This is a genomic window from Coleofasciculus sp. G1-WW12-02, from assembly GCF_040219735.1.
Classification (GTDB): Bacteria; Cyanobacteriota; Cyanobacteriia; order Cyanobacteriales; family Coleofasciculaceae; genus Coleofasciculus.
In genome coordinates this window covers 84492-109697 of record NZ_JAVJRX010000184.1, presented here as the reverse complement: position 1 = coordinate 109697, position 25206 = coordinate 84492, and the positions used below count along the sequence as shown (strand labels likewise).

Genomic DNA, 25206 nt, shown 5'->3' with positions numbered 1-25206 from the left:
TAGCCGTCTGGTCAACAGGCTTTTTCAAGCCCACACCATACCCCTAAGGGTTGGTGTGCGGTAGTTGACTGGCTTATGGCGCTCGCATCGCAACTACGAACAGTAATCAAAACAGTATGCTGAAAAAGGAATAGTACACCTTTATCCCAAAACGGTCACTAATGCGACCTTCCATTCGACTTTATGACTTAATCACTCATAGCTTATTAGTTTAGCATCCCTATGGCATCCGCTCCTCATCTCCCTAACCAACCTTGGTGCTTCCACTCTCCCCAACTGAACGATATCCTCGATCGCCAGCCGGTTACAGTGACGCTGGATACCCCTGTGGTTGAGGTTTTGGCGCGAATGAGTCAGGTGCAGGGATGTTCCTGTTCCCAGGATAAAGATCAGACGCCAGAACCCTCTGAGAATCCCTTACTGTTTCTCTCCACTAGCTGTGTGTTAGTCATCCAAGGATCACAGCTTATGGGTATCTTTACTGAACGGGATGTGGTGCGCTTAACTGCACAAGGGCGAAATTTGGCGGGGGTGAGTATTCGCCAGGTAATGAGTCCCCCAGATTATCGCCTCAAGTCGAGCGAGTTTCGAGATGTTTTCAGTGTCCTGGGTATTCTCAAACAATACCAGATTCGTCATCTACCTGTGGTGGATGATCACGAACAGTTGCTAGGTTTAATTACGCTTTCCACCCTGCGTTCAGTCATTGAACCATCTCATCTGCTCAAACTACGAACGGTAGATGAGGTGATGAATACTACCGTAATTCAAGCAACCGTCGATACCTCAGTTCTCAAACTGGCACAGTTGATGGCACGACATCGAGTCAGTTGTGTGGTCATTTGTCAAGAGATTTCGGGAAAAAATCAACAAAAACCTGTAGGAATTGTCACGGAACGGGATATTGTCCAGTTTCAGGTATTGGGTGTCAATCTGAGTGGATTAAAGGCAAATGATGTCATGAGTCAACCCCTATTTTGCCTGCGTTCCACAGATAATCTTTGGCACGCCAATCAGGAAATGCAGCGTCGCTATGTACGGCGATTGGTCGTCACGGGTGACGAGGGGGAATTGTTGGGAATTGTCACCCAAACTCGGTTGCTGCAAGTTCTTGATCCGATGGAAATGTATGGCGTGATTGACCAATTACAGCAAGTCATCGGTCAGTTAGAAGCGGAAAAAATTGACTTATTAGAAAGTCGCAATACCCAGCTAGAAGAATTAGTCCAATCCCGCACTGAACAGTTACAAAAACAGGCAGAACGGGAACATATTTTACGTTCCATTGCCCAACGGATTCGCTGCTTCCTGAAACTGCCGGATATCTTCCAAGCCACGGTTCAGGAAGTGCGGCAATTACTCCATTGCGATCGCGTCTTGGTTTATCAGTTCACTGAGGATTGGAGTGGGGAGATTGTCGCTGAATCGGTGGGTGATTTTCCCCCAGTTATCGGCTCACAAATTCGCGATAGTTACTTCCAAGAAACCAAGGGGGCTGACTATCTGAATGGGCGGCGTCAGGTGGCAAATAATATCTATCATCAAGGGTTAAATCCCTGCCATTTAGAATTACTCGAACAGTTTCAAGTCAAAGCTATTCTCACCGTACCCATTATTATTAACGAACAACTCTGGGGCTTATTAGTCGCCCATCACTGTGCCGCCCCCCATCAATGGCAACCCGAGGAATTGGACTTATTAGAACAACTCAGCATTCAAATCGCGATCGCGATTCAACAAGCGAATGCTTTTGCCCAATTGCAAACGGAACTCGCTGAACGACAAAAGGCAGAAAAATTGGCAAAGGCGACTCAAGAACGACTGCATTATTTACTCTCCGCGAGTCCCACAGCAATTTATAGTCGCCAGTTTATTCCTCCCTATCCAACCACATTTATTAGTGATAATATTACTGCTCTGATTGGCTATACACCAGCGGAAATCTTGGAACAAGCCGATTTTTGGTTAAATCATATTCATCCCCAAGACTTACCCACCGCCCTCACCGGATTTGCTCAACTTTTTCAGCAAGGCTATTCGATTCAAGAATATAGATTTAAGCATAAGAATGGAGAGTATATTTGGCTACAAGATGATTGGAAATTGATTCGCAATGAACAAGGAATCCCCCAAGAAATAATTGGTGCCTGGCTGGATATTTCCCATCGGGTTCAGGCGCAGGAAAAAGCCCAAACCAGTGAAAAACTGTTAGAGTTATTTTATGAATCTGCCCCAGTAGGCTTATGTATTACCGATGAACAATGGCAACTGGTTCGGGTGAATCCTGCCTTTTGCCAACTATTTGCCTATCCGTATGATTATTTATTAGGACGCCCCTTAACCGAATTCCTTAACCCTAACCATTCCGGGGAATGGCAGGTACGGCGTCATGATGGTAAATTAATTGATATTCAGGTTACCACTGGACCAATCATGCAGCAAGGGGAACGCTGTTTGCGGGTAACCACGGTTACGGATATCACGGAACGAAAAAAAGCCGAACAAGCGATTCAATCTATGGCGGGACAATTGTCTACAGTGATTGATACCGTAGGCGAAGGAATTACCCTGAGTAATAGTCAGGGAAAATTCCGCATCTTTAATCATCAAATGCAGCAAATTACCGGATATACACGCCAGGAGGCGAATCGTTGTGATGATTTTCTCCTCCAACTTTATCCTGATCCGGTTCTCTATCAGCAAGTGAAGCAATGGCAAAAAAATCCCAATCGCAGACGCAAACTGCGAAATATTGAAACCACGTTTGTAGATAAAATAGGCAGACAGAAAACCCTGTTAGTATCGAATTCAATTATTTACCAAGATAATCAAATTTTCTTTTTAAGTGCCTATCGAGATATTAGCGATCGCAAACAAGCCGAAGAATCGCTGAAACACTTGAATGAAGCCCTAGAACGGCGGGTGCAAGAACGGACAACGGCGTTAGAACAGACGGTGGAACAACTGCACCGAGAAATTAATGAACGCCATCAAACGGAATTAGCCCTACAAGACTCTCATCGCAAGATTAATAATATATTAGAAAGTATTACTGAAGGCTTTTTTGCCCTGGATCAAAATTGGCGGTTTACCCACTTTAACTCCCTCTTAGCCCCCTTAATTAATCGTCCCGTACCCGACATGATTGGTAGATGTATCTGGGATGAATTTCCTGACGCCATGGGAACGAAATTTGAAGATGTCTATCGCCAAGCGGCGCGGGAACAAAAACCGATGGCGTTTGAGGAATTGTATGCACCCCATAATATCTGGTTTGAAGTGCGGGTATATCCCTCGGAGGAGGGGTTATCCGTCTATTTTCGGGATATTAGCGATCGCAAACAAGCAGAATTGGCGCTGCAAGAAAGTCAGCGATTTATCCAACGGATTGCGGATACGAACCCGAATGTGTTATATATTTATGATCTAGTCGAACAACGAAATATCTACATTAACCGTTCCGTTGCTCAAATTTTGGGCTATAGCCCAGAAGAAATTCAGCAGATGGAATCTAGATTATTTCCCTCTCTGATGCATCCCGATGATTTAGCTTTAATGTCACTCAAGCAACAACGCTTTGATCGGGCGAAAGATGGGGATATTATTGAATGTGAGTATCGGATGCGCCATGCAAATGGTCAATGGCGTTGGTTATATAGTTGGGATACCATTTTTACTCGCACATCTGAGGGGAAACCGAAACAGATTTTGGGTACGGCGTCAGATATTACGTCGCGCAAACAGGCTGAAGAAACTCTGCGTCAACAGGTTGAACGGGAACGATTAATCAGTGCGATGTCTCAACGCATTCGTCAATCCCTAGACTTGGAGACAATTCTCACTACAACGGTTAAAGAAGTCCAACAATTACTGATGGCTGACCGAGTATTAGTCTATCAGCTTTTTGAGGATAATCGGGGACGGGCGATTGCGGAAGGGGTAGCGTCAGGATTTCCCCAGTTATTGAATATTATTTTTTCGGCGGAAGCCTTTCCCAGAAGCTGTTATCACAATTATGTTCAGGGGAAAGTGTATACTTTAGCCGATCGCGATCGCGAGGATGTTTTACCCTGTATGGTAGACTTCATGGGGGAGTACGCAATCCGGGCAAAACTGGTTGTCCCCATTGTCCAACAGGATATCCTCTGGGGATTACTAATCGTGCATCAATGTTCCCATCCGCGAGAGTGGAAAACCTGGGAAATTGAGTTACTCCTATCCCTAGCCACCCAACTCGCGATCGCGATTAAACAGTCTCAATTATACGAGCAATTGCGCCACAATAATGATATCTTGGCGACAACAAATGCGGAACTCGCCCACGCCACCCAGTTAAAAGACGAGTTTCTGGCAAATATGAGTCATGAATTGCGAACGCCTCTAAATGCGATTCTGGGTTTATCTGAAAGCTTACAAGAAGAAGTCTATGGGGAGATTACCGACAAGCAGCGCAAATCTCTCGCCACGATTGAAAAAAGTGGTAGACATTTACTGGAGTTAATTAATGATATTCTCGATTTAGCCAAGATTGAATCGGGGAAGTTGGAGTTAAACCTGACATCCGTCAGTATTACCCAACTGTGTGATGCGAGTTTAAGCTTGATTAAACCCCTCGCTTTGGATAAAAATATTACGTTGACGGCTAATATTGCCGAAGGATTAGGGACGATTCTGGGCGATGAACGACGCTTACAGCAAGTCTTAATTAACTTATTAAGTAATGCGGTGAAATTTACCCCAGAGGGGGGACGGGTTACGGTAGAAATTCATCAAGATACGGAATGTAGAGACGTAGCCGGCTACGCCTCTACATCCCCAGGAGATATTCTCTGTATCAGTGTTAGTGATACCGGAATAGGTATTGCTAAAGAACATCTAGAGAAACTCTTTCAATCCTTCGTCCAAATTGATAGCAGTTTATCCCGGCGTCATCAGGGAACCGGGTTAGGATTGGCATTAGTCCGGCGAATTGTGGAATTACATGGGGGATGGGTAACAGTAGACAGTGAACTCGGAAAAGGAAGTTGTTTTACCGTGAGACTTCCTTGGCGTTCTCATTCAGCAAATCATCCCATCAGTTCCCCAGAGGAAAAGGCGACGTTTGGGTGTAGCTTATCAGACATTGAAGACACGAATTTGCCGCGAACGACTCCCTTAATTTTATTAGCTGAAGACAACGAAGCCAACACCCAAACCTTATCCGATTACTTACAGGGAATCGGCTATGAAATGATCATAGCAAAAGATGGCAAAGAAGCCGTACAACTCAGCCAACGGCGGAAGCCTGATCTGATTTTAATGGACATTCAGATGCCAGAACTCGATGGGTTAAGCGCCACGCAACAGATTCGCGCCAACCCCCGCACGGCTAACATTCCAATTATTGCGATAACGGCGCTGGCGATGTCAGGCGATCGCGAAAAATGTTTAGCCGCAGGTGTATCCTATTATATGACCAAACCTGTGAATTTGAAGAAACTAGCAACGATTATTAATGCCTTACTCAATGGATAAGTTTAGATAAACTATGAATCATGAAATGTTCCACCCTACACCATCTAACTTGGTAGGTTACTGCGAAAATGAAACCGCGCCTGAGAGGTTGTTGGAAAAGTCGCTATGGCTTCGTTGATGCATTTTTTATCCCCCTTGCATCCCCCTTAAAAAGGGGGACTTTGATTGAGATTAAACATTGTAGGTTGGGTTGACGTAAGGAAACCCAACAAAATCTAAGGTTAAGCTGTCACGCATTTAAATTGGGAATGGGTAGCGAGCAAGATGCTCACATTACAAGGATTTGCCAATCCTTGTATTATTAATGGTAAGGAACCTTATAAGCTATAGTCCCCTCCTAAAAACCTAATTATGCATCAATTTAACTGGATTATAGGCTAAAGTTCCCCTACGACGAACCTAATACTACCCCTCCTCCCGCGCTTGCTGAAGTAAACAATAAATTGCTAAACCCGCCGCCGCAATTCCTACAAAAGCAGAATAGGTGTACAGAGTCACGACAAATGTACTCACTTCCAAGGTTTTTAGCAAAAGTTCAGAATGATTCCTGTTCATCACAATCGGGTTGAATGCTTTACTCTTCCATCAAACACCCCCGAATCCCAGGTTTAATCCCAATCCCAACCCACTGGTTAACCACTTTGTCCCAAGTTAGTCCCAAGTTAGTCCTTGATATACTGAGAAAAAGATTGTGCGATCGCGCTTGGGTGCAGGTCTATGGGTGGTGAAGGGATTGTGATAGTGTTATCCTCGTCAACGGGATGCGATCGCACGGGTATTTTAACCCGCGCAGGCGGGTTTTGTTCGTGTAGCTGCGGTTTCTAACCGCCCAGTTTTTTTCGGTTAGGGCGCACTACGGGATTGTGGTATTGTTATCCTCATTAACGGGATGCGATCGCGAAAACAGCGCAACTATGAACCTTCCGCCATCACCATTCCCATCAGTGCGATCGCGGAGGCATTATAATCAATCGCATATTCGTTCGTGGCATAAGATCGCTCATCATCTAAATAACTTAGCGGACCCAATCCTTTCGGGGCAATTCCATCCTGGGCTTCTGCATTCGCCCCCCCTACCATTAACCCGGGAATCACCGTTTTTTTCGCTACAGCAACTCGGTGATGGACATTGCGGACTGAATTTGACCCCACAGTCGTAACAAAGGATAGATTAAAATGATTGCGCCCCAACAAATAATCTAACTGATCTACCGCCGCCTGAAAATACTCTTGATTTCCAGTTAGTTTATAGGCATAAAACAAGGTAATCCCCTCCTCCGCCACCATCTTATTCGACGCCCAGATAAACTTATCAATTGCCAAGCGATAACCACTACGATTCACCGTCTCCAGCAAACGATCTGCCCGTTCTAATAAATTCTGCTTCATTTGCGCCTTCAGATTCTCTGAACCTTGCTGACGCGGTTGCAGCAGATAATCTGCCATCCCCAAGGCTGAGGGATCTTTCCATTCAAATAAAGTATAAGACAACTCAGGAAGCTCTTGTTCTAAATACTCAGCAAAACTCGCCTCCCCTGTCGTAATCAACAATTCCGCCGCCGCCCAAAAACGATCATCTTTATCCGTCGTTAACGAGGCTTCCGTATCCCACTCTCCAGCCAGATATTTCCCCGAACCACTATCATCACCCTCAACCCAATCCACCCGCATAGAGGGTTCACTTTGCAAAAATTCCCAAGCTTTTTGCGCCGCTTTCAAATAATTCTTCGCCAATAACACATCATAGGCTGAATACACTCTCGCCGCCATTGCCAACGCGGCGGCGAATTTTGCCGTTTCTGGTGTAGAAATCCCATAAATATAGCGAGTTTGGATATCTTCATTCGGTAGAATCATGGGGGGCCATTCTTTCCCCGAAAGCTTCCGATAAACCGCACCATCACGCCGTTGCATGGTCACCATCCAATCCAATCCTACCTTTATTTCATCCAGCACATCGGGTCTGCCATTGCCACTTTCAGGAATCATTAATTGACGGTCAGAAAATAACGATGGATATTGCTCATATAAACTTAATAAACGACCCACAGTTACCGCCGTTGGTCCTACATATTTGCCAAAATCTCCTGCATCATGCCAACCCCCTTGGGCGCGTTTCATTTCACCCCCCCGATGCATGTCATCGGTATGAGCAAAGGTGCCATCATTTAAATGGCAAGGAGAATGACCAATCCCATTGATAGAATCTCGTATGGCTACCCCGCAGCGTTGTAAATAGTAGGAACGCAGCATTGTATTGAAGGCATCCTGATAAATATCCTGACCAATATCAAAGGGATAAGACTGAATATCTCCAGATTTCAGGTAATAGCGTCCGGGACGGTTGAATGCGGTAAAATCAACCTGTTGGATATTATCCTGACTGGCTGCATCTTGCATCAATGCTGATAACTCCACCTCGAATACGGGGCGGTTATTACGGACGTTAATTAATTGGACTGGATTCGTGGCAGAATGAGGGGAATTGAGTAAAAAGCCTAATTTAGGACGGGTTGGGGAATATCCGACTTGATTAATCAACAGTTTAGTTAGATTATCTAAATTTACCGATTGCGCTTGTCCTTTAGCCCAGAATCCATAAACCATTGATATTGCCCAACCGAGGAAAAAACGTCTATCGATTTTCATGGCATCATTCCATCCCATTTATTTACAGATTTTAATCTGTAGACGCACCTTTAATTCCTGAAAAACACGTTCTGACACAAGGGTTTTAGAAGAGGCTAACCCGACGGTCTGTAGGGGCGGGTTTTACCGATAACATGCTCTTCAAAACGGGTAACGTATATAAACCCGCCCTGTTTCTGGAGTTGTTCATCTATACAAGTGAGTCGCCCCTATATTTGATTTTATACCTCCTTTGGCGGTTCAATTCCAAAAATTAATTTTCCACTATTATAAACCGGAATATGAGTGCCCTTGCCATTCCCGGCTTGTTCGACCATCTCTGGGTATGACCAATCATTATTCATAGTCCAGATACCTGTTGGTGTATTTACCTGAAACTGGACATCTTTCTGATAATACGCTTCTCCCCCAGGATAAAGTTGAGTTCCGTCTACATCCACCTGGATATAGTAAATCGTTGGTGAATTTTGCCAAGGCGTGAGTCCAGATACCGTTATTCCTGATTCTGGACTGGTATTGACTTTGATATCCTTTGGGTTTCCTCCGGCTTCAATTACCTCACTAATATCAATAAAATACCGAAATGATAAATTAGGAATAATCCGGGCGGGCCAGGCGGATTGGTTATAAACGGTGGCTTGAACTTCCATCAAATTATCACTGAGTTGATTCCCTTGCGCCTCAACAAAAAATTCATTCTCTCGTTGTTCCGTTGGAGGAAAATTTGCTAATGGATTCCCCCCATACTTCTGATAGAGTTTCGCCACGGCTCCGGTAAATCCGGCATTATAATCTGTCGCCACTTCAGTCATCTTAAAATTAGACCGTTCATCGATAAAATTATCCTGCTGATCCGGTCCACCAACTAAGGCTCCATATAAAATATGCCGCGTTTCTTCCGGAGTTTCTTTACTATTTGCCCAAGAACCATGTGCTGTCCGATGATGGGGTTGTTTCGGTGAGTTATTGCCAAATCCGACTACATAACTTCGCTGATCTGGATTAGACCCTAACATGTAATTAATCTGCCGTTCGGCAAAGGCATGATACTTTCGTCGCGTCCAAGCCGAGTCTACGGAGTCCCCATAAATAAACGCTAAAAATGCCGTTTTTGCCGCATATCTCAACGAACCCCATTCATCCAGCCAAGCCAGTCCCCCTGGGGTATAGGAGACGTGTTTCCACTGACAGCGATCGCACCAATAGTCTAACCAACGTTCTGCGTCTTGTCGATACTTGTTTTTCCCGGTTAATTCAGCTAATAATACATAACTCCCATAAGATTTATCATCCCAGGTATGCGTCCAATTATAGGCGAGAGTTGCATTGGGTTGATCCCTTAACTGCTCATAATACCTTTCAGCTTTCTGTAAATACTCTGGCGCTTGGGTTGCTCGATAAAGCCATGCAGCGCCCCAAACCAGTTCATCAGTATAACCACTGGATTTATAATACTCCGCCGCCTCAGTAATACAATCCGAATAGTTGCCCGGATATTGCTCGGCAAAGTCATAGAGTTCCTGGGCATGTTTTAGCAACCTTTGGGCATAATTCGCCTCGGTTTCTTGAAAAACCATTGCAGAAGCTGCCATCGCGGCGGCGGTTTCTCCTGCTAAATCTGAACCCGAACAAGTGGCATCAATTTTATAGGAAGGACGCTCCATCGGCATCACCTCCGCCGCCCCCCACCAATCATGATCTAAACTCCCTTTACCCACCTGACCCCACAACACTGTTGGCGCAGGATGGGCTTTAATAAAATAGTCATTAACCCAGCGCAAATTATCCAGCATGGCGTTATATTGACCACTTTGTTTATAGGCGTCTTCGTATTCAATGACTCCCCAAGCCAGAAGCGTGGTTGAAGCTGCCATGGGAAAGCCAAATTTTAGATGATCGCCTGCATCATACCAGCCTCCAGTTAGGTCAATCCCATTATCCGCACCATCAGTTAATGCTGAATCCCCCCGCCATTCCACCCGATTATTGGCAGGGAGTTTTCCGGAACGCTGCACATCATAAAAATAGACCGCTTTCTGCAAAACTTCTCCGTAATTGTACTGATTTCCGGCTAGAGAGTCTTGACCGAGAATATTGAATACTCCAAAAATAAAATAGTGAAGGCAGTTAAATGTTAAAATAAAGACCGTCAGCAAAAAAATGATCAGGAATTTAATCAGAGTGCGGGCTTTAAACATAACGTTGGGGTTAACCAGATTACTCTAATGCTAGCTTAGCTAATTCCTGAAGCTGCCCGATAATTCCCTCAATTGCTAATTTTTTATTAAATCTTTAATCAAGATATATTTCACTCAACAAAGAAAAATCCCTTGAGCCAACCTTTAGACTAGCTAGGGCGGCGCGGCTTCAAATACCTACCCGTTAACAAGATAAGAAAAAGCAGATACCCTAAACAAGTGCAGATCTCTACCTTATGCCTTCACTAAGACACACCACTATTTTTCCTAAACGGTGTACTATTCGGATCTACCTTTATCCCGAATAGCCGTCCGGATAGTGTAAAACGACGCCTGGGGTAGGACTTACGCACAGACTCTGTAGGGGACGGCTAGGACGCGGGAGCAACCTGACGCCTAACCTGACGACAAGCGATGATTGACACCGCTTGACATCTTCAAGAAACCGGAATACTCTCTACCGCCTCTATGGATGGCAGAATGTTCCAGGCTTGGGCGACAATATCACTAAGCCAGCGGCGTTGTGCCTGATCTAAGACACTATCTTCTGCAAGCACTTCGGCGGTAAGCTCGTCTAGGGACTGTCCCTGAGAACGAGCAATCTGAATGACACCGGCAATTGCCGCTGCCACTAATTCTTCGTTCACTGGTTTTTGACGGAGAGCCGCCATTTCTTGAGGACTAACTGGGATGGGATAATTCATGGCGAGTTAACAAAAGCACCCTAATTGACTGAAAATGAGAAGAGTGTAAACTTTTTTTACTAATATTAAACCAATCAGTATCCGGAAGTGTAGCGTATTTTGCTTTAACTCACCTCCGTTATCTTGCCTAATTCCTCAGCGAATCAGATCACTCCGATGAAAGAACTGCTCTACGTAGAAATACCGAACCCCGACACCGACACTGTTCGCACCTGGTTGCAGCAGGACTGGCACTTTGGGCTGGGGAAGAAAACTATAACCCCTGATGGTATCCTGGTAAAAATTGAACCTGCGCCTTTAGCCAATTCATCTACACCGATAAGGCTTCCGATTCCGGAAATCTCCATTTTTGTTTGGTCGGTGCAGCGAACCACGTACTTGAAAGCCTTTCGCGGTTGCGATCGCGCGATCGCGGGAGAACGGCAATTGCTCCAGAAGCTGACTGCGGATTTACGCGGTAAGTTTCCCTACCACTATCCTGAACCCCCAGAGGTTGATTTATCCCAACAGTCTATCTTTGAGGCGCTGGCGCCCTACTATCCCCAGACGGTTCATTTCTTCCAAAAAATGCCCAAAGGGGAGTATGACCTCAACCGCGTCTATTGGTGGGAGAAACGATGGCGCGAAGGAGTGCTATATCCACAACAGCCTAAACAAGTTGTGTTTAAGACAACCGAGGAACCGACACAGCTTCGAGGAAGCAGCCGATCAAAGTCCACCTATGACCTGATTTACATCGGTGGCGCCCTAGGAGTCATTCACGCCGCTGTGATGGCACAACGGGGGTATCGAGTCCTACTGGTAGAACGCTTACCCTTTGGGCGCATGAACCGAGAGTGGAATATTTCCCGGGCTGAGTTTGAGAGTCTCATCGATTTGGGGTTATTTACCCCCGATGAGTTTGAAGCCATGATCGCTAGAGAATATATCGATGGCTTCAACAAATTCTTTGATGGCAACAACCCTCCTCATCTAAAAGCACCTGTCTTACATACACCAACTGTACTGAATCTGGCAATTAATTCAGAGAAATTGTTACAACTATGTGGAGAAAAGTTACAAAAAGCCGGTGGCGACATCTGGGATGAGACAGAGTTTATCCGGGCGGAGATGACTCCAGAGGAAGTTGTCGTCAGTCTAAAGCATCTGCCCAGCAAAACCCCCCGACAAGCCACAGGACGGCTTTTAGTCGATGCCATGGGTACCGCTTCCCCCATCGCTTGGCAACTGAATGGTGGCAGGGCGTTTGATAGCGTCTGCCCTACCGTCGGTGCAGTAATTGCCAGTGGGTTTGATCCTGGGGTGTGGGATTCTAACTATGGAGACGTTCTTAATAGCCACGGCGACATCTCCCGGGGACGGCAGTTGATTTGGGAACTGTTTCCGGGAGCAGGGGAGGAACTGACAATCTATTTGTTCCATTACCATCAGGTGCATCCTGAGAACCCTGGCTCTTTATTAGAAATGTATGAAGACTTTTTTACAATTTTACCTGAATACCGCCGCTGCGACGTGGAAAAGCTCCAGTGGAAGAAACCCACATTCGGCTATATTCCCGGACATTTTAGCCTAGATAGTCGCGATCGCACGGTGGCGTTTGATCGGCTGGTTGCCATTGGGGATGCGGCTTCCCTGCAATCGCCTCTGGTGTTTACCGGATTTGGTTCCCTGGTTCGGAATCTGGAGCGCTTAACCGACTTACTCGATACCGCCCTGCGGCATAATCTCTTGAGTGCCAAAGATTTAAACCAAATTCGCGCTCATCAAAGCAATATTGCAGTCACCTGGCTCTTTTCCAAAGGTATGATGGTGCCAACTGGGCGTCATTTGCCTCCCCAACGAATTAACGCCATGCTGAATACTTTCTTTGGGCTTTTAGCTGATGAACCGCCAGAGGTTGCTGATACCTTTATTAAAGACCGTTTTGATTGGTTAACCTTCAACCGACTGGCATTAAAAGCAGCTAGACGTAATCCTGCCCTGATTTTTTGGATTTGGGACATGGCAGGGGCAAAGGATTTATTACGTTGGCTGAAGAGCTACTTCACATTTACTCGAAATGCTATAGTGAGTGGATTCCTTAAAGGGTGGTTCACTGATCTGATTCGTCGCTTACAACCGTGGATTGAAAATCGTTATCCCGCGCTATGGTTGCGACTGTTAGCCCAACATTATGCTATGACAACGGGTATGGGGCGTCCAGAACGGGTGCAGCGTGAAGCATCAAATCAGGATGAACTTGTGACCCATTCTGGTCACAAGAAAGCCTTTGATTCTTGAGGGTTCAACCCATGCAACTCTTACCCTATCATACCTTTACTCTGAAAACCCAAGAGCCATTGCCGGATGTTATTGATAAGCTCAATGCTCACATTGAAGCGCCCAAAACATTTCGCTGGACTTTTTCTCGTAACCATGCACCTTATGCCGGAAGAATTTCCAGTGATGGGTTTGAGGTGCGGCGAATTATTCATTACCGCAACTCATTTTTACCCACAATCCGAGGAAGATTTGAATCCGGCTCTCAGGGAACAGTGATTCGGATCACGATGAGGTTACATCCCTTAGTGATTGGGTTTTTAGTGTTTTGGTACTTCACCTGGTACAGCGCCACTATCCCACTATTTTTCTTTGGCATTTTTTCGGGAGATGTGGTTATAGTTGAAGGCTTGCTGTTTCTAGGATTACCGATTTTTGTATTATTGACCTTCTGGTGCGCGTTTTGGTACGAGGCAAATCGCAGTCGCCGCGAGTTAACTCAGATCGTTCGGGGAGAACCCCTTGATCCGCCAAACTCTAGTCATCGAATCCGTCGCTCTTGGTTAATCAGAGGAGTTTTGTTTGTGATGGTTTCTGCCAATATTTTATGGCATCTAGATGAGTTTTTTCCATCACTGAAACGGGACACACAACCTGTAGTGTTGAAGTCTTGTTCTGACAATTCAACAGAGTCTCCCTACTGCAATTTCTCTGTCTTTCGTACCTTTACGGGACATGCAACTGCTTTGGCTATTGTCATCAGTGCTGATGGAAAAACCCTAATCAGTGGTGGAAAAGATAAGGCGATTAAAGTTTGGGACTTGCCAACTGGAGTATTGAAAAAAACACTACAGAGTGATTCCGGTGTGATTCAGGCTCTTGCGATCGCGCCCAATGGTAAAGTAGTTGTCAGTGGTAGTGGCGATCGCATGGTTCGGATTTGGAATATGACCACTAACCAGCCTGCTCAAACCCTCGCGGGACATACTGAGACTATCCATGGGGTTGAGATTTCATCCGACGGAACGACAATTATTAGTCGCAGTCATACCGAAATTAAAGTCTGGGATTTGGCAACGGGTCAGCTAAAACTAACCTTACCCAATTCGCCGTCTACTGAAATCAAAATTGGTCCTGTTTCAATCGAAGACAACTCACCACGTTTCCATCCTCATGTGATTAGTTCTAATGGCAAAACAGCACTGGTTCAATTGGGTGTGGGTGGCAAACTTGTGGCGTGGAATTTACTCACTAACCAGCAAATTATCCTCCAGAAAAAATGGTCTGACGGTTTTGGGTATATGCACTCGGCGCACATCAGTGGGGATGGGAAGACAGCCGTGACAATTTACTATCGCCAACCCGTGACGGATTTGAGGGTATGGGATTTAACGACGGGAATGCTGAAAGCCGAAGGACGTGTGTCTTCGACGAGAAACTCTTTTTGGTATGATACCTTTGTTCTCAGTCGCGATCGCATTATTGGCAGTACCGATGAAGGGATTAAGGTGTGGAATCTACAAACAGCGGAGCTAGAAGCCACCTTAGAACATGAAAAAATGAGTGATTTGGTGATGAGTTCAGATGGCAAACTCTTAGCTGGAATAACCGAAAGTTCAGAGAATCAAGAGTCCAAAATTAAAGTCTGGCGGCGTCCCTAAACCTGATATCTTCATCTAAGATAAGCGAAGAGAACTAAATTGTGCCAGTTGCGATCGCGCTCAAACAGATTCTCGGCTTAGTTGGGGAGTTTGTCCTACTGGCAATCACCCAAACTATTATCAACGCAATATAGCTTAAAGTTCATCAAATGAATCAAGCTAAAGCCTCTCGCCTTCAAAATTGATGAACCTGAGCAATAAGTAAATTGTCTACGACGCCTACGTGAACTGCTGACTCAGCACCACAGGGTTGTGAACCGTGATTTTTTTCTTTTGAATAGAAATCATTTGATCAGTTCGCAGATCCCCCAGTAGACGAGTGACGGTGACTCGTGTAGAGCCAATGGCTTCCGCGATCGCTTGATGGGAAAGCTTCAGGTCAATGGTAATCCCATCCTTGCCAGGAACGCCGAAGTCACGACAGAGAATCAATAAAAAACTGACCAAGCGAGATCCCATATCCCGGTGAGCTAATGTCTCGATCATCATTTCCGTCTGTAAAATCCGCGAGGACAATCCCTGTAGCATCAACATCGATAGCTCTGGGTTGTCCTTGAGCGCTTGCTCTACCTGATCAATCGGAGCCGAAAGCAATTCAACTGGGGTAAACGCCACCGCGTGGTAAAAGCGATCAGAGCGGTGACCTGTAATCAAGGACAATACCCCAAAGACACTATTTTCCCGCAACAAGGCAACTGTAATTTCTTCCCCCGCTTCATAAACCCGGGAAAGCTTCACAGCTCCTTTGATCAAAAAGTAGACCCGTTCAGCGGGATCTCCGGGAAAAAAAATAGTTTTGCCCCGCTCAAAGGTTTCAACAACGGGAGGAAATGAGCTTCCGCCGATTTGACGGAACACAGCAGCCAACGGTCTATCTTGCATTACGACCATATCTATTACCCTTGCGCCAAAGCCTTATTGACTTCTAAGTGGTCGCCGATGAAGCTTGAGACTCCAAAATCGGCTCAATGAACGATCCCTATATTGTATTCAAGAATACTTAATCTGAGTCCCAATAGGTTTTTTGTACCAATTGTTACATAATGAAGTGAGATGTCAACGGACATCTGACGAGTTGAGTTGATGGTTAACGGTTTGGCGTTATCATACAACGAACATCGCACCTCACGGTTATTTTTTTACGAATTGTTCTATTGTCTTGAAGAATTAAGATACCTATGCTGAATTTGACGGGAAAGAATGCTCTGGTGACTGGGATTGCCAACAATCGATCAATCGCCTGGGGCATAGCCCAACAGTTGCACCAAGCTGGCGCCGAGTTGGGGGTCACTTATTTACCCGATGACAAGGGGCGCTTTGAGAAGAAAGTTGGAGAGTTGGTAGAACCCCTCAAGCCCAGTGTCTTCTTACCCTGTAACGTCCAAGATGATGCCCAAATCGATGCCACCTTTGAGGCGATTGAGAAGCAGTGGGGCAAACTCGACATCCTCATCCATTGCCTTGCATTTGCCAACAAAGAGGATTTATCCGGAGAGTTTAGCCAAACCTCGCGACAAGGGTTTACAACAGCCTTAGAAATTAGTACCTATTCCCTAACCCGATTAGCCGCCGCTGCTAAACCCTTAATGAAAGAGGGGGGAAGTATCGTCACTATGACCTATCTTGGGGGTGTGAAGGTGATCCCCAATTACAATGTCATGGGAATCGCCAAGTCTGGATTGGAGATGAGTGTCCGTTATCTAGCCGCCGAATTAGGACCGAGTAATATTCGCGTCAATGGGATTTCCGCAGGTCCAATCCGCACCCTGGCGTCTTCAGCCGTGGGCGGCATTTTGGATATGATTCATCATGTGGAGCAGGTAGCACCCCTACGACGAACGGTTACTCAGCTAGAAGTTGGCAATACAGCCGCCTTTTTATGTAGTGATCTCGCTAGTGGGATCACGGGTCAAGTTTTATATGTCGATGCTGGATATGAGATCATGGGCATGTGATATCTTCCCACGGTAGTCAAATGCAGCAATCCGATCCCAGAGACTATCAGATTCTGTTTCTCTCACTCTTCCTGGTATTGGGTATTGGTACGAGAGATTGGACATTACAGCCTCAGTTCATTGGTGTTGCGATCGCGACTTGTTTGCTGACCCAGTATATCAGCATCAGGCTTTGGTCTATCTCCCAGGGAAATAAGGCAGATGAGGAATTCACTCAAAACCATGCTCTCGAACGCCGTGAAGAGTCCACACTCAACACTTCCCCAATATCCCTCAAAAGTGCCATGATTACCGCATTAGGATTAAGTTTACTCCTGCGAGTCGATCACTACAGCACGATGATCTTGGCGGGGGCGCTGGCGATTTTAAGTAAATTTCTGTTTCGATTCCAGGGTAAACATTTTTTAAATCCGGCTAATTTTGGCATAATTTCAGTTTTAATCCTTACCAAGGATGCCTGGGTTTCTCCAGGACAGTGGGGAGAGGAGGGCTGGTATGTCTTATTATTTGCCGGGACTGGGGGCATGATTTTAAAACGGGTGGGGCGTTGGGATACAACGGCGGCTTTTTTCAGCGCTTATGCTTTACTCGAAGCCTTTCGCAATCTTTGGTTGGGCTGGACCTGGGATGTATGGGCGCATCGGTTGATGAGTGGCTCGTTCTTATTGTTTGCCCTGTTTATGTTAACTGATCCCCGCTCCATTCCCAATGCTAGGGTGAGTCGTTTACTCTGGGCTGTCAGTATTGCGATTTTAACCTTTATTCTGCGGAATCATTTCTTTATGTCTACGGCGGTTTTCTGGGCGTTATTTGCCCTTTCTCCCCTAACCGTGATTTTAGATTGGATTTGGTCATCACCGCGATTTGTTTGGAGGTTTCACGGTGATGGGTGAGGAGGAAAATGCAACAAACACCCAGGTTAATAAATTCTTTGTCCCAATTAGGAAATAATGAAAAAGCTAGTACAGGTATTACTTGCGTTATTCTTGGCAGTTTTTGCCATTATGATATTTGCGCCAAAAGCCTTGGCTTTTTGTGGCTTTTATGTGGCGAAAGCGGATACAAAGCTTTACAACCAAGCCTCTCAAGTGATTATCGCACGGGATAGCGATCGCACGATTTTGACGATGGCGAATGACTATCAAGGCGATGTTAAAGATTTTGCCTTGGTTGTGCCTGTTCCTGTGGTTCTAGAACAAGAACAAGTACAGGTAGCAAACCCGAAGATTATCGAACGACTGGATGGGTTTAGTGCGCCGCGATTGGTGGAATATTTTGATCCGAATCCCTGTATCCCTATGCCCGTATTTCAGCCGGAAGCTGCATTGAGAGGGGCAGCATCAGCAGACGAGTATGGGGCAAATCGGGGAGAGAGTGCTTTAGGCGTTACGATAGAATCTCGTTTTTCGGTTGGCGAATACGATATTTTAATTCTTAGTGCCAAAGAATCGGATGGGTTGGAAACCTGGCTGAGGCGTAATGATTATCGCATCCCTCGTGGTGCTAGTCGGCTACTGCAACCTTATATTCGCCAAGATATGAAGTTTTTTGTGGCGAAAGTTAATCTGAAAGAATTTGCAGCTGGGGGTTCTCAATTACTCCGCCCTTTACAGATGGCGTATGAATCGCCGCGTTTTATGTTGCCGATTCGTTTGGGGATGATTAATGCCACAACTGAGCAAGATTTAATTGTGTATATTTTATCCCCCAACGGTCAAGCAGAAGTTACTAATTATCGCACTGTGCAAATCCCGTCTAATGCCGAACTTCCTGTTTTTGTTAAAGATGAGTTTGCTCATTTCTATAAGGATATGTTTCAGACAGCCTATGAGCAAGAAAGGAAAAAAGTGGCATTTTTAGAATATGCCTGGGATATGGGATGGTGCGATCCCTGTGCGGCTGACCCTTTAACGAGGGATGAATTAGAGCAAGCAGGTGTGTTTTGGTTGAATGCAAATGCGCCCAATAATGTGTTTATTAGCCGTTTACACGTCCGCTACACTCGTGATACATTTCCTGAAGATTTAATGTTCCAAGAAACGGGGAGTCGGCAAAATTTTCAAGGTCGATATGTACTGCGACATCCTTACACCGGGGAAATGAATTGTCCCGCCGCTGATGAGTATAAACGCTCTTTGAATCAACGATTTGAACAGGAGGCGCAGACGTTAGCCAAGCTGACGGGATGGCAAATTGGGGATATTCGCCAGAAAATTGATTTTCCTGGGACTAAACCGAATCGCTGGTGGCGCAGGATTTGGAATTGATGACGGCTTGATGGTTATCTATAGGTTTCTGATCCAGGATAATATAGATAATCAGTGCCTAAATACTGCATTGGATTTTAAATCAGACTTATAAATTGACCAAGGATTTACTCTCAGAGTATGTTTATGAACAGAAGAAAGGGGAAAAAGTTACTCTCGGCTGCTCCTTTCCTCTGGTAACGGCTAATCTGGAGAGGATAAATGTCCGACGTTCAAGATGCATCACCCAATCAACTAGTTTGTACAGTCTTGCCGACTTACAACGAGCAGGACAATATCAGTGCGCTGATTGAGCGCCTTCTGGCGAGTAACGCAGCCCCCTACCTGGTGCTTGTGATTGATGACAACTCCCCTGATGGCACCTGGGAGATTGTAGAACAGTTTGCCGATCGCTATCCTATTTCCTCTACTTCACCAGAGGATGGCAACGCGGTAGGGGTTGCCTTAGTCCGGCGTATTGGTGAAAAAGGTCTAACCTCGGCTATCCAGCGTGGCATTGATGAGGCGATTCACACCTATAATGCTGCAATTGTCACTTGGATGGATTGTGACCTCTCCATGCCCCCTGAAGACGTACCCCGACTGGTGCAAGCTATCCAGAAAAACGAAGCCGATGTTGCCTTTGGTTCCCGGTGGGTTCCGGGGGGGACAGATAGAGCTCACGGTTTAATGGCTCGCACCCTGAGTTGGATTATCAATTCCTTCGCCCGAGTGATGCTATACAGCCGGATACATGATTACACCAGCGGCTTCATCGCCGCCCGCGCCGAAGTATTGGAACGCATCAAGTTGCGCGGGGGTTATGGTGAATACTGCATCGATTTGTTATACCGTGCCAAACGACTGGACTACCGACTCGTTGAAATCCCTTACATCTGCGTACCTCGTACAGCAGGCGAGAGCAAAACGGGTCTAAACTTGTGGGATTACTTAGTCAAAGGACGCAAATATGTGTCAACCATCTGGCAGCTTTCCCGGAAAAAATCCTTAACTTAGTGGTTGCTGTCGGGAGTCTTGGGGTTCTTAAAGCGCAACGCCTCCTAAGCAATAGCCGGATTGGTTGCGAAGCCTAGCACAACCACCTGTATCCAGGTTGGTGTAGGAGTATGTCACGAGCCTGGTTCTGTGTTATTGCCCCGCTTCTAGCAAAATCTCTTTAACAGTGGCAGCGACTCGTTCTATCTGTTCGGGGGTTAACGCCATACCACTGGGAAGATAAAAGCCTCGGCGGGCTAAACGTTCAGCGACGGGGTAAGACTCCTCTTTGAACAGTCCCATCTTATGAAACACAGGCTGTTCGTGCATGGGCCAAAAGAATGGGCGACTGCCAATTTTCTCCTCTCTTAATCGTTTCATTGCCTCTTTCGCATCAAAAGGCACGTCATCGGTTAAGACTACACCATACACCCAGTAAATGTTTTCCGCATAATCGGTGCGGGGAAGGGGTAACTCTAAACCTGCTACATTCCCAAGAAGTTCTGTGTAACGTTGTCCCATCTGGCGTTTACGACTTACAAATTCATCCAACCGCTCTAATTGAGCCAGTCCAACGGCGGCTTGTAAGTTTGTCATGCGTAGGTTCCAGCCTAAGTCTTCATGGACAAAACGCTGCTGGGGTTGAAAACACAGATTTCGCAGAGAACGACAGCGTTGAGCTAGGTTGTCGTCATCGGTGACAATCATTCCCCCTTCACCTGTGGTAATGTGTTTGTTGGGATAAAAGCTAAACGTACTAATATCACCTAAATTGCCACAAGGTTTCCCCTTATAGGTTTGACCATGCATTTCAGCCGCATCTTCAATCACAAATAGTCCATAGTTTTGGGCTAAAGCTTGGATGGCGTCCATATCTACGGGTAATCCGTAGATGTGGACAACCATAATGGCTTTGGTTTTGGGGGTAATCTTTGCTTCTACCTGCTGGACATCCATATTCCAGGTGTGGGGGTTACTGTCCACAACCACTGGAATCGCCCCCGCCCTCACAATTGCAGCGGCACAGGAGATAATCGTGAATGTGGGCAAAATGACTTCATCCCCTGCACCAATTCCCAGAGCAACGATAGCCGCGTCTAGAGCCATGGAACCATTACTCACGGCTATGCCATGTTTTCGTTCCACACGAGTGGCAAATTCGGCTTCAAATTGCTTGACAAATGGTCCTTCAGACGAAATCCATCCGGTGTCTATACATTCATTGAGATATTGCTTTTCTTTGCCGTCTAACAGAGGTTCATTGACCGGAATTGCTTCTCCCATAGTTGGTTAATCCGTTATCTTGACCTGTTTGCTCTCAACGCCGGGGAAACGAGTCTTGTCCTCATTCCCCACATAAGGACCTTGCTTGACTTCAATCATTTCTACTTCTTCTAAGACTTCAAAGCCATGTCCTCCTTTAATCAGGAGAATGACATCCCCAGTTTCTAGGATATGACTCTCTAAATACTGTTGCTGGTCGTCATAAAAATCGACTCGGAGTTTTCCTTGTTTAATAAACAGAACTTCCTGAGTGTAAAAGACTTCTCGACGGACTTGATTGTGGATGTGAGGAGTGATCGTTTTTCCCGCCGGATGCCTCATATAGGCTAGCTGTTGCGAAAAGCTGTCAGGGGTAAAAAAGTGAATACCAGGTTGGTTAAATTCAGTGGTAATAATAATGGCAAATACTTCTTGGTTATGAACAATTTCTTGTAGTTGTTTTTTGCGAGGTTTTATTAACATTGGAGGTCTCAAAGTAGGGTTTAATCAAGACGACATTGGAGCTATAACTAAGACTTAAAGTATAGCTCAACGATTACTCGTCTACAAGGGTTGCTTAATCGAGGCTTCGTAGATGGGATATTTGCCAAACTGACCTAAATTAGATAATTCAATCTGAAAGCGCTGCTCACCTTTAGTGAATTGGAGATTATTCTGACTATCTTCGGGTGGCTGGCATTTTCGATAAGGATAGCATACATAAATAAAGTGATCCTGATTCTGCTCAACTAACACTTTACTTAATTTAACCAAATCATTGCTAGTTTCAGCTCGGAAAAAGAACTTTTTGCCTCTCAGAGGGGGTTCTAGCAATTGAGCAGCATATTGATGAGACACTGCAATCACCCGTTCTGGAGTTTCTCCCAAGAGTTGGGTGGCGGGAGGAACACCTTGATGCGCCTTCTGCAACGCCAGCGTGCCTAAGTAGGTGTTTTTGTGGATGCCAATGGCTAAAAGGACAACGATGGTAAAAATGCTGATGTATCGGAAAAGGGGACCTGATCTGTCCTTGATGAAATTTAGCTCCTCTATCGTTATCCAGGTGACTAGGGGTATAAGAGACAATAAGTATCGCGGTCCCCACTGCTTACCCCCAACCGCAATCTCGTCCGCGCCAGAATCTAACAATAAACAAGCACCAGCGGTGAACATCACACAGATTAGATAAATTACCCCTATCCTAGCATCGAATTTTACCTCAATTTTTCTGAACACATACAGCCACGCGATCGCGATGAGGATTGGCAGACTATACTGCTTAATCGCTGTCTTTAACTCAGCCGAACCTCCGGTCAGAAACAGATACCCAGCGGCGGCAATTAATAGACCGATTATACCCAGAGTAACGATTTTCAGGTTCAGTTTAGCTTCTAGTCTCTTCAAGCCATACAAGAGCAAGTAAAGTAGCGGAAAAAAGGCGATCGGGAAGTACTCAAATCCGACGACACTGAGTTCCTGGAAATTGCCCCAAGCCTCGGCAAGGCGGCGAGTCCAAGAGAACTCCTCGACGATTTCTACAGCATGCATCCCCAGAAAAAGACCGTAAACCAGTTTGTTAGCGACAAAAAATAGGCTGACTGCCACGAACATGCTAGCGATAAAAGTTTCCTTGTTTTTGGCTAAATAATGGATAGACTTTAAATTAAACTTATTAAATAAATTCAAAAAGTTCCTCTTAGCCAAGGCGGCAATAATCACCAAAGCGGATAACGTCGCCACCATAGACAAAAACTCAGGTCTAAACCAAGCCGATAAACCGATTAAACCGCCACTGACTAAAGCACTGGGTTTCGATAAACCCGAAGGATATCCTATCATTAGCAGCATTGCCATACCCGTAAAGCAAAGCGCAACTGCAAGGCTATGCTCCCAATACATGGCACTATACAGGGTTAAGTGCGAGGCAAAGATCAGACTAATTAAGGCAATTGAGGTATGAAATGCACTAACCTTTAAACGTTTACAGGTAAGATAGAAAGTACCCCAGATTGCCCAAGTGGCAACTAACGGGACGAGATAAAGACCTCTGAAGCCAAAAAGTGCATAAAATGGTGCGGTGATTAGGGGAAACGTAAAGGGAAAGGTAATGTAATATCGCCCCGCTATGTTGTAGACAAACGGTGGTGCATAGGGATAGAGCCCATCCTGCCAAAGATTTCGCACCCAGGCTTCTGTGGGTTGCCACAGATCAAAACGCCATTCACCCGTACTTAACTGCTGTGCTAGTAAGGATTTGAGCGCAGCATCGCCGCTAAAATACGTACCTTCGGGAATTTGAAATTGTAAATAGAGTGAAAATAAAACTCCAATGACAATAATCCCTAGAGGAATCGGCTCAAGCTTGATTTTCATGAGTGTGTATGGTGGCGATTAATCATCAACCCGAACGTTGTCTCTAGCAGAGTTGTTTAGGCGACGTGGCGTCAAGCAACAACTTAGTCGCGGGTATCCCCGTCCTCCACGAAGTAGGACGGGGAGGGATAGCGGGTATTATTCGGGGTTCGATACCTCGAATAATACCAATTATTAAGCTACGCATAAGCCATTAGATCTGCGAATTAATTCCATTTTCTTGGGTGAAAATAAACCAATCCGTTTCCATTGCCAGTCGTAGACGGCAAATACTTTTGCTTTAGGAGAATATCCCCCAACGTAGCCAACATAACTAACTCCTGATTTTGTGGCTTTAACCAAATCGGCAGCACGAAAACCTTTAACCGTTCCATGAATACCTTTTGGCTTCCTGGCTCCAGATTTATCTGGAACTTCAAAATGCAGTTGGCGACGGAAAAACCCATACTCTTTGCCCCGCTTCACCGCACCGGGGCGGGTGATGACTTTAAATGGGGAAGCGGTTACGTCAACGCTGCCTTTGTGGGTATAACCATGGGAGTTAGAACCAACGAATGGGACATATTTGATGAAATATCCACAAGCCAACGCCACTCCGTCTACCGCATGGGTTTCCGGCTTGGCTATAGACTTGTTGATCTTGTCTTTCTCTAACCCCAGTTGGGTTCGGAGTTGAGATGTACCGTTCCCATCCTTTTGCCAACCGTGGCGGACGTAGACGGGGGCGATTTTCTCCATCTGGGATATTGCCCAATTTTGACCTGTCATCACCGGAGAGAAACCTTTGCCCGACTTGGCACGTTTGCGTTTGGTTTGATCTATGTCGGCTTTAACCCGCTCATACCCAATTGCCGCTACCGGGAAGATGGCTGCCAACTCTTTGACTACCCTTAGTTCCAGTTGCCGTGAGGCTTTAATGGATGGGGGTAGCTTACACTGTTTACGGTTGTCGAACCTGCATCGGCGATGGTTACGCTGTTTGAATGGGACATTCCAGTTAATCCGGCGTCCCCGGCGAGATCGTCGTAGCATGGCGCGGGTTTCCATTCGTTTTTTCACCCGCCCAAATGGGAGAATGAGATGCAGTTGCAGCAAGGTGCATTTGGTTGATTGGACGCCAATACCGGAATAAGACTTACCCGGATCGACTCCAACAGAAATAGGCTGCACCTCTTCAGCCGATGGCGGCTCAGTGAGTTGAACGTAGTAGACACCCAGGTCTGACCATTTCCCCACTGCTTTCCCTTCTTTGACCCACCGTCTAGCCCTGGAGGGCTTAGTGGGCATCAGCGGTTTTCCTTTTTTACTAACTACTGGAACACGATTCATAGATATAATCCACTCGTGTGATGTTTACGTCTCTTAAGGCATTGGCAAGGGTGTGTCCT

At 45.8% G+C, this 25206-nt stretch carries 16 protein-coding genes; 7 read left to right on the top strand and 9 right to left on the bottom strand.

The features are described 5' to 3' along the window. Nucleotides 1–222: 222 nt before the first annotated feature. Entirely contained in the window at nucleotides 223–5514 is a 5292-nt protein-coding gene (locus RID09_RS29025; RefSeq protein ID WP_446339385.1) for a PAS domain S-box protein, read from the top strand. A gap of 405 nt (nucleotides 5515–5919) precedes the next feature. Here the strand turns inward: RID09_RS29025 and RID09_RS29020 are convergent, their stop codons facing one another. From RID09_RS29020 to RID09_RS29005, 4 genes are all read right to left on the bottom strand, one after another. After that, the gene (locus RID09_RS29020) at nucleotides 5920–6069 is read right to left on the bottom strand and encodes a hypothetical protein (protein ID WP_446339384.1); all 150 of its coding nucleotides are present in this window, start codon (nucleotides 6067–6069) and stop codon (nucleotides 5920–5922) included. Nucleotides 6070–6426: 357 nt separating this feature from the next. After that, complete coding sequence (locus RID09_RS29015) at nucleotides 6427–8163, bottom strand: glycoside hydrolase family 9 protein (RefSeq protein WP_446339383.1); 1737 nt, start codon at nucleotides 8161–8163, stop codon at nucleotides 6427–6429. Nucleotides 8164–8384: 221 nt separating this feature from the next. Further along, on the bottom strand, nucleotides 8385–10361 hold the full coding sequence (locus RID09_RS29010) for a glycoside hydrolase family 9 protein (protein ID WP_446339382.1): 1977 nt from the start codon (nucleotides 10359–10361) through the stop codon (nucleotides 8385–8387). Between the two features lie 437 nt (nucleotides 10362–10798). Next, nucleotides 10799–11065, bottom strand: coding sequence for a hypothetical protein (locus RID09_RS29005; protein WP_446339381.1), 267 nt, complete (start codon nucleotides 11063–11065; stop codon nucleotides 10799–10801). Nucleotides 11066–11221: 156 nt separating this feature from the next. Between RID09_RS29005 and RID09_RS29000 the strand changes: the two genes are divergently transcribed. Both RID09_RS29000 and RID09_RS28995 read left to right on the top strand, forming a co-directional pair. Continuing rightward, a complete protein-coding gene (locus RID09_RS29000) occupies nucleotides 11222–13345 on the top strand; it encodes an NAD(P)/FAD-dependent oxidoreductase (protein WP_446339380.1) in 2124 nt (707 codons plus the stop codon). An 11-nt stretch (nucleotides 13346–13356) separates the two neighbouring features. After that, nucleotides 13357–14985, top strand: coding sequence for a WD40 repeat domain-containing protein (locus tag RID09_RS28995; protein ID WP_446339379.1), 1629 nt, complete (start codon nucleotides 13357–13359; stop codon nucleotides 14983–14985). Nucleotides 14986–15204: 219 nt separating this feature from the next. On the opposite strand, the gene ntcA is transcribed toward RID09_RS28995, so the two are convergent. Next, nucleotides 15205–15876 carry a global nitrogen regulator NtcA gene (gene ntcA, locus RID09_RS28990; RefSeq protein ID WP_446339378.1) on the bottom strand — a complete coding sequence of 224 codons (672 nt, stop codon included), beginning with the start codon at nucleotides 15874–15876 and terminating at the stop codon, nucleotides 15205–15207. Nucleotides 15877–16163: 287 nt separating this feature from the next. On the opposite strand from ntcA, the gene fabI reads away from it, so the two are divergent. The 4 genes from fabI (at nucleotide 16164) to RID09_RS28970 (ending at nucleotide 20203) form a co-directional block, all read left to right on the top strand. Continuing rightward, entirely contained in the window at nucleotides 16164–16940 is a 777-nt protein-coding gene (gene fabI, locus RID09_RS28985; protein WP_446339377.1) for an enoyl-ACP reductase FabI, read from the top strand. Nucleotides 16941–16960: 20 nt separating this feature from the next. Then, nucleotides 16961–17833, top strand: coding sequence for an RnfABCDGE type electron transport complex subunit D (locus tag RID09_RS28980; protein ID WP_446339376.1), 873 nt, complete (start codon nucleotides 16961–16963; stop codon nucleotides 17831–17833). Nucleotides 17834–17890: 57 nt separating this feature from the next. Continuing rightward, nucleotides 17891–19207 (top strand): DUF2330 domain-containing protein, encoded by a 1317-nt coding sequence (locus tag RID09_RS28975; protein WP_446339375.1) that lies wholly within the window; start codon nucleotides 17891–17893, stop codon nucleotides 19205–19207. A gap of 201 nt (nucleotides 19208–19408) precedes the next feature. Next, nucleotides 19409–20203, top strand: a complete 795-nt coding sequence (locus tag RID09_RS28970; RefSeq protein WP_446339374.1) for a polyprenol monophosphomannose synthase — start codon at nucleotides 19409–19411, stop codon at nucleotides 20201–20203. 132 nt (nucleotides 20204–20335) lie between these two features. Here RID09_RS28970 and RID09_RS28965 read toward each other — a convergent pair whose 3' ends face one another. From RID09_RS28965 to RID09_RS28950, 4 genes are all read right to left on the bottom strand, one after another. Further along, complete coding sequence (locus tag RID09_RS28965) at nucleotides 20336–21466, bottom strand: DegT/DnrJ/EryC1/StrS family aminotransferase (RefSeq protein WP_446339373.1); 1131 nt, start codon at nucleotides 21464–21466, stop codon at nucleotides 20336–20338. Nucleotides 21467–21472: 6 nt separating this feature from the next. After that, a complete protein-coding gene (locus RID09_RS28960; RefSeq protein ID WP_446339372.1) occupies nucleotides 21473–21928 on the bottom strand; it encodes a cupin domain-containing protein in 456 nt (151 codons plus the stop codon). Nucleotides 21929–22009: 81 nt separating this feature from the next. Next, complete coding sequence (locus tag RID09_RS28955) at nucleotides 22010–23818, bottom strand: LA_3751/LA_3752 family putative glycosyltransferase (protein ID WP_446339371.1); 1809 nt, start codon at nucleotides 23816–23818, stop codon at nucleotides 22010–22012. Between the two features lie 174 nt (nucleotides 23819–23992). Beyond that, nucleotides 23993–25147, bottom strand: coding sequence for an RRXRR domain-containing protein (locus tag RID09_RS28950; RefSeq protein ID WP_446339370.1), 1155 nt, complete (start codon nucleotides 25145–25147; stop codon nucleotides 23993–23995). Nucleotides 25148–25206: the final 59 nt, after the last annotated feature.

Bases quoted from the DNA above. Each gene is read 5' to 3' on its own strand.
- RID09_RS29025 (WP_446339385.1), top strand. From the start codon at position 223: ATGGCATCCGCTCCTCATCTCCCTAACCAACCTTGGTGCTTCCACTCT.
- RID09_RS29020 (WP_446339384.1), bottom strand. From the start codon at position 6,069: ATGAACAGGAATCATTCTGAACTTTTGCTAAAAACCTTGGAAGTGAGT.
- RID09_RS29015 (WP_446339383.1), bottom strand. From the start codon at position 8,163: ATGAAAATCGATAGACGTTTTTTCCTCGGTTGGGCAATATCAATGGTT.
- RID09_RS29010 (WP_446339382.1), bottom strand. From the start codon at position 10,361: ATGTTTAAAGCCCGCACTCTGATTAAATTCCTGATCATTTTTTTGCTG.
- RID09_RS29005 (WP_446339381.1), bottom strand. From the start codon at position 11,065: ATGAATTATCCCATCCCAGTTAGTCCTCAAGAAATGGCGGCTCTCCGT.
- RID09_RS29000 (WP_446339380.1), top strand. From the start codon at position 11,222: ATGAAAGAACTGCTCTACGTAGAAATACCGAACCCCGACACCGACACT.
- RID09_RS28995 (WP_446339379.1), top strand. From the start codon at position 13,357: ATGCAACTCTTACCCTATCATACCTTTACTCTGAAAACCCAAGAGCCA.
- ntcA (WP_446339378.1), bottom strand. From the start codon at position 15,876: ATGGTCGTAATGCAAGATAGACCGTTGGCTGCTGTGTTCCGTCAAATC.
- fabI (WP_446339377.1), top strand. From the start codon at position 16,164: ATGCTGAATTTGACGGGAAAGAATGCTCTGGTGACTGGGATTGCCAAC.
- RID09_RS28980 (WP_446339376.1), top strand. From the start codon at position 16,961: ATGCAGCAATCCGATCCCAGAGACTATCAGATTCTGTTTCTCTCACTC.
- RID09_RS28975 (WP_446339375.1), top strand. From the start codon at position 17,891: ATGAAAAAGCTAGTACAGGTATTACTTGCGTTATTCTTGGCAGTTTTT.
- RID09_RS28970 (WP_446339374.1), top strand. From the start codon at position 19,409: ATGTCCGACGTTCAAGATGCATCACCCAATCAACTAGTTTGTACAGTC.
- RID09_RS28965 (WP_446339373.1), bottom strand. From the start codon at position 21,466: ATGGGAGAAGCAATTCCGGTCAATGAACCTCTGTTAGACGGCAAAGAA.
- RID09_RS28960 (WP_446339372.1), bottom strand. From the start codon at position 21,928: ATGTTAATAAAACCTCGCAAAAAACAACTACAAGAAATTGTTCATAAC.
- RID09_RS28955 (WP_446339371.1), bottom strand. From the start codon at position 23,818: ATGAAAATCAAGCTTGAGCCGATTCCTCTAGGGATTATTGTCATTGGA.
- RID09_RS28950 (WP_446339370.1), bottom strand. From the start codon at position 25,147: ATGAATCGTGTTCCAGTAGTTAGTAAAAAAGGAAAACCGCTGATGCCC.